This is a genomic window from Kitasatospora putterlickiae (genome assembly GCF_039527695.1).
GTDB classification, from domain to species: Bacteria; Actinomycetota; Actinomycetes; order Streptomycetales; family Streptomycetaceae; genus Kitasatospora; species Kitasatospora putterlickiae.
The window spans coordinates 19,019-24,082 of sequence record NZ_BAAAKJ010000023.1 but is presented as its reverse complement, the minus strand read 5'-3'; the positions used below and the strand labels follow the sequence as shown (position 1 = coordinate 24,082).

Annotated in this window: 6 protein-coding genes; all 6 read left to right on the top strand. The window is 75.3% G+C overall.

Annotated features, from left to right (window positions below):
* A partial coding sequence (locus tag ABD308_RS02960; RefSeq protein WP_344325041.1) for a 2,3-dihydro-2,3-dihydroxybenzoate dehydrogenase occupies positions 1 to 707 on the top strand: 707 nt, incomplete at its 5' end.
* 185 nt (positions 708 to 892) lie between these two features.
* On the top strand, positions 893 to 2,095 hold the full coding sequence (gene dhbC, locus ABD308_RS02955) for an isochorismate synthase DhbC (protein WP_344325050.1): 1,203 nt from the start codon (positions 893 to 895) through the stop codon (positions 2,093 to 2,095).
* Positions 2,096 to 2,166: 71 nt separating this feature from the next.
* Entirely contained in the window at positions 2,167 to 3,843 is a 1,677-nt protein-coding gene (locus tag ABD308_RS02950; protein ID WP_344325047.1) for a (2,3-dihydroxybenzoyl)adenylate synthase, read from the top strand.
* A 50-nt stretch (positions 3,844 to 3,893) separates the two neighbouring features.
* A complete protein-coding gene (locus ABD308_RS02945) occupies positions 3,894 to 4,535 on the top strand; it encodes an isochorismatase family protein (protein ID WP_344325038.1) in 642 nt (213 codons plus the stop codon).
* Positions 4,536 to 4,540: 5 nt separating this feature from the next.
* On the top strand, positions 4,541 to 4,765 hold the full coding sequence (locus ABD308_RS02940; RefSeq protein WP_344325035.1) for a phosphopantetheine-binding protein: 225 nt from the start codon (positions 4,541 to 4,543) through the stop codon (positions 4,763 to 4,765).
* Positions 4,766 to 4,782: 17 nt separating this feature from the next.
* Positions 4,783 to 5,064: AMP-binding protein (locus tag ABD308_RS02935; protein ID WP_344325032.1), on the top strand; the 282-nt coding region annotated here is incomplete at its 3' end.

Genomic DNA, 5,064 nt, shown 5'->3' with positions numbered 1-5,064 from the left:
TCGCGGCCGCCGACCGCAACCCCGGTCCGCTCGCCGCACTCGCGGACGAACTGGCGGCGGGCCCGGGCGGCCAGGCCGCGAGCGGCCCCGTCCACCCCTACCTGCTGGACGTCTCCGACGCGGCCGCCGTCGAGTCCACCGTGGCCCTGATAGAGGATCAACTCGGCCCGGTCGACATCCTGGTGAACGTCGCCGGAATCCTGCGCGCCGCCCCGGTCGTCGAACTGAGCGACCAGGACTGGGCCGATACCTTCGCCGTCAACACCACCGGGGTCTTCCACACCTCCCGCGCGGTCGGACGGCGGATGGCCGAGCGCGGCGCCGGCGCCATCGTCACCGTCGGCTCCAACGCCGCCGGCGTACCCCGCACCGGAATGGCCGCCTACGCGGCCTCCAAGGCGGCGGCCACCATGTTCACCCGCTGTCTCGGCCTGGAACTCGGCCGCTCCGGGGTGCGCTGCAACATCGTCTCGCCCGGCTCCACCGACACCGACATGCAGCGTGCCCTCTGGGGCGAGGACGCCGCCGCCGCCGAACAGCGCGTCATCGACGGCGACCTGGCCGGCTACCGGGTCGGCATCCCGCTCGGCCGGATCGCCCAACCCGCCGACATCGCCGAGGCGGTGGCCTTCCTGGTCTCCGACCGGGCCCGTCACATCACCATGCACGACCTCTACGTGGACGGCGGCGCCACCCTGCGCGCCTGACACCCCGGCGGTCCGGGCCCTACCACCACCCGGACGGCCACGCGGGCCGCGAGCCGGGACGAGCAGCGCCCCGACCCGTCGCCCCACCGGAGCCGCGCACCCCCACCGGGGAGCGCGCCCCGAACCACACCACCCGCCGGCCGCCGCGACGAGCGAGGCCCGGCGACCACTCGCAGACTGGGAGAATCCAGGTGACCACGGTGCACCACGCCCCCGCCGGGACGGACCACACCGTCATCGGCGCGGCCAGCGGGCTGCTGGGCCAGTATCGGGCCGCGCCCGACGAGGCGTTCTTCGCCTCCCCGACCCGCACGCTGCTCGCCGAAGGCGTGCACGCCCGGGTGCCCCAGGACGGGCGCCCGCTGGTCGAGCGGGTCACCGACACCCTCACCCGGGCCCGCCGCGACGGCGTCGAACACCCGCTGGTGGTGGGCGCGGTGGCGTTCGACCACGACAGCCGCGCCGAACTCGCCGTCCCCGCCCGGCTGCGCGGCTGCGGCGCGCTGCGCGACGACCCGCTGATCGCCCTGCCCGCCCCGGCCGCCGAGCGGATCGACTGGAACGTCCGCCCGGTGCCCGCCCCCGAGGACTACGGCACCGGCGTCGCCGAGGCCGTGGACCGGCTCCAGGACGGCGAGTTGAGCAAGGTGGTGCTCGCCCGCACCCTGGAGTTGCACGCCGACCGCCCGCTCGACCTGCCCGCCATCCTCCAGCGCCTCGCCCGCCGCGACCCCGGCGGCTACACCTTCGGCGTCCCGGCCGGCGGCGGCCGCACCCTGATCGGCGCCAGCCCCGAACTCCTCCTCTCGCGCCACGGCACCGCCGTCGTCGCCAACCCGCTGGCCGGCTCGGTGCCGCGCAGCGCCGACCTCGGCGAGGACGTCCGGCGCGCCGCCGCGCTGCTGGAATCCCCCAAGGACCTGCGGGAGCACGCCTTCGTGGTGGACGCCATCCGCGCCGCGCTCGCGCCGTACTGCCGCACCCTGGACGTGCCGAGGCGGCCCACCCTGGTGCGCACCGCCGCGATGTGGCACCTGGCCACCACCATCACCGCCGAGCTGGCCGACCCGGCGGTCTCCGCCCTGGAGCTGGCCGTCGCCCTGCACCCGACCCCGGCGGTCTGCGGCAGCCCGACGCCGCTCGCCCGCGAGGCGATCCGCGAGATCGAGCCGTTCGACCGTGGCCTGTACGCGGGCATGGTCGGCTGGGGTGACGCGGACGGCGACGGCGAGTGGGTGGTCACCCTGCGCTGCGCCGAGGCCGATGAGCGGACGCTGCGGGTTTTCGCGGGCGCGGGCGTGGTCGCCGAGTCCCGGCCGGAGGCCGAACTCGCCGAGACCAGCGCCAAGTTCCGCACCTTCCTGGACGCCGCGGGGGTGCCGCGGTGAGCGAGTCGACCACCCCGGGGGAGAACGTGACCGAACCGCTCGACCTGGACCGGGCGGACCCGGTGGAGCGGGTGCTCGCCGGCTTCACCCCGTACCCGGCGGAGTTCGCCGAGCGCTACCGGGCGGCCGGCCACTGGCGCGGCGAGACCTTCGGCTCGATGCTGCGCGAGCGCGCCGCCGCCCACCCCGACCGGATTGCGGTCGTTGACCCGGCCGGCGGCCCGGGCGAGGACCCCACCCGCCGCTGGACGTACGCCGAACTCGACCGCCGGGCCGACCGGATGGCCGCCGGCCTGCGCGCCCGGGGCATCCGCCGGGGCGACCGCGTGGTGGTCCAGCTCCCCAACACCGCCGAGTTCTTCGAGGTGGTCTTCGGGCTCTTCCGGATCGGCGCGCTGCCGGTCTTCGCGCTGCCCGCGCACCGGTACACCGAGATCTCCTACTTCTGCGCCTTCACCGGCGCCGTCGGCTACGTCATCCCGGCCGTCGAGGGCGGCTTCGACTACCGCGAACTCGCCACCCGGGTGCAGGCGGAGACGCCGTCGCTGCGGCACGTCCTGGTGAGCGGCGGCGACCCGGGCGGGCACACGCCGCTGGCCGCCGTCCCGGTGGACCCGGCCGGCGCCGGCGCCGAGGGGCCCGAGCCGAGGCCCGGGGACGTCGCGTTCCTCCAGCTGTCCGGCGGCAGCACCGGGGTGCCCAAGCTCATCCCGCGCACCCACGACGACTACATCTACTCGCTGCGCGGCTCGGTCGAGCTCTGCGGCCAGGACGAGCGCAGCGTCTACCTCGTGGTGCTGCCCGCCGCCCACAACTTCCCGCTCAGCTCCCCGGGTTCGCTCGGCACCCTGTACGCGGGCGGACGGGTGGTGCTCTGCCCGCAGCCCAGCCCCGAGACGGCGTTCCCGCTGATCGAGCGTGAGGGCGTGACCATCACCGGTCTGGTGCCGCCGCTGGCGCTGCTCTGGCTGGAGGCCGCCGAGCGGCGCCGGGAGGGCGGCGGGCCGACCGGGCTGGAGAGCCTGGAGGTGCTGCTGGTCGGCGGCGCCAAGTTCAGCGAGGAAGCCGCCCGGCGGGTGCGCCCGGTGCTGGGCTGCACCCTCCAGCAGGTGTTCGGGATGGCCGAGGGCCTGGTCAACTACACCCGGCTGGACGACCCGGAGGAGGTCGTCGTCACCACCCAGGGCCGGCCGATCTCCCCGGACGACGAGGTGCGGGTGGTCGACGACCAGGACCAGGACCTGCCCGACGGCGCCACCGGCCACCTCCTCACCCGCGGCCCGTACACCATTCGCGGCTACTGGAACGCGCCCGCGCACAACGCCGCCTCCTTCACCACGGACGGCTTCTACCGCACCGGTGACCTGGTCCGCCGCACCGCCACCGGCCACCTGGTGGTCGAGGGGCGGGCCAAGGACCAGATCAACCGGGGCGGCGAGAAGGTCGCCGCCGAGGAGATCGAGAACCACCTGCTGGCCCATCCGGCCGTGCACGACGCGGCGGTGGTCTCGATGCCCGACCCCTACCTCGGCGAGCGCACCTGCGCCTACGTCGTGCTGCGCGAGGAACACCGCGCGCGGCCGCCGAAGTCCGTCGAGCTGAAACGCTTCGTGCGCGGGCGCGGGCTGGCCGACTTCAAGGTGCCGGACCGGGTCGAGTTCGTCGACGCCTTCCCCGCCACCGGCATCGGCAAGGTCAGCAAGAAGGACCTGCGCGCCGCCATCGCCGCCACCCTCACCACCTCCTGAACTCCCAGACACGCCCAGACACACCCAGACACAGCTAAGGAAGCACCGCCGTGGGCCTGCCCCGCATCCCCTCCTACCTGATGCCCGCCGTCGCCGAACTCCCGGCCAACCGCGTCGACTGGACGGTCGACCCGTCCCGGGCCGTGCTGCTGGTGCACGACCTGCAGAACCACTTCCTGAACGCCTTCGACACGACGGCCTCGCCGGTCACCGAGCTGTTCGCCAACATCAACCGGCTGCGCGCCTGGGCCGCCGAGCACGGCGTGCCGGTCGTCTACTCGGCGCAGCCCGGCGGGCAGAGCCCCGAACAGCGGGGCCTGCAGCAGGACTTCTGGGGCCCGGGCATCCCCGACGACCCGCACGCGGCGGCCATCGCCGACGCGGTCGCCCCGACCGGGGGCGACCGCCTGCTCACCAAGTGGAAGTACAGCGCCTTCGTCCGCACCGACCTGGACGAGCTGCTGCGCGAGCAGGGCCGTGACGAGCTGCTGATCACCGGCGTCTACGCGCACATCGGCGTGCAGGCCACCGCCTGCGACGCCTGGATGCGCGACGTGCGGGCCTTCGTGGTGGCCGACGCGGTCGCCGACTTCGGCGCGGACGAGCACCGCGCCGCGCTCACCTGGGTGGCCGGGCGCTGCGGCGTGGTCACCTCCACCGACGCCGTACTGGCCGTACTGGAAGGGAAGTGACGGGCATGGCCTTCACCGTGGAGCGGATCCGGGCCGAGGTCGCCGACCTGCTCGGCGAGGACCCGGAGGAGATCCCGCTGGACGAGAACCTCGCGGACTGGGGGCTGGACTCGGTGCGGCTGATGGCGCTGGCCGAGCGCTGGCGGGCCGAGGGCGCCGAGGTGGCCTTTCTGCAGCTGGCCGAGCGCCCGGCCGTCGAGGCCTGGGCCGAGCTGCTCGGCGCGTCCTGATGGAGCCCGGCACGGGGGTGGACCGGCCCGCGAGGACGCGTCGGTGGCCGGCCACCACGGCGATCGGCCCCTTCGAGGCGCAGGCCGCCCGGACGCCGGACGCCCCGGCGCTGCTGCCGGCCGGCGGGGCGCCGGTGGGCTACGGCGAGCTGAACGCCTCGGCCAACCGGATGGCGCGCTGCCTGGCGGACCGCGGCGCCCGCCCCGGTACGGTCGTCGGCCTGGCGCTCACCCGCCAGACCTCGCTGGTGCCGGCGCTGCTGGCGGTGGCCAAGTCGGGGGCGGCGTACCTGCCGCTG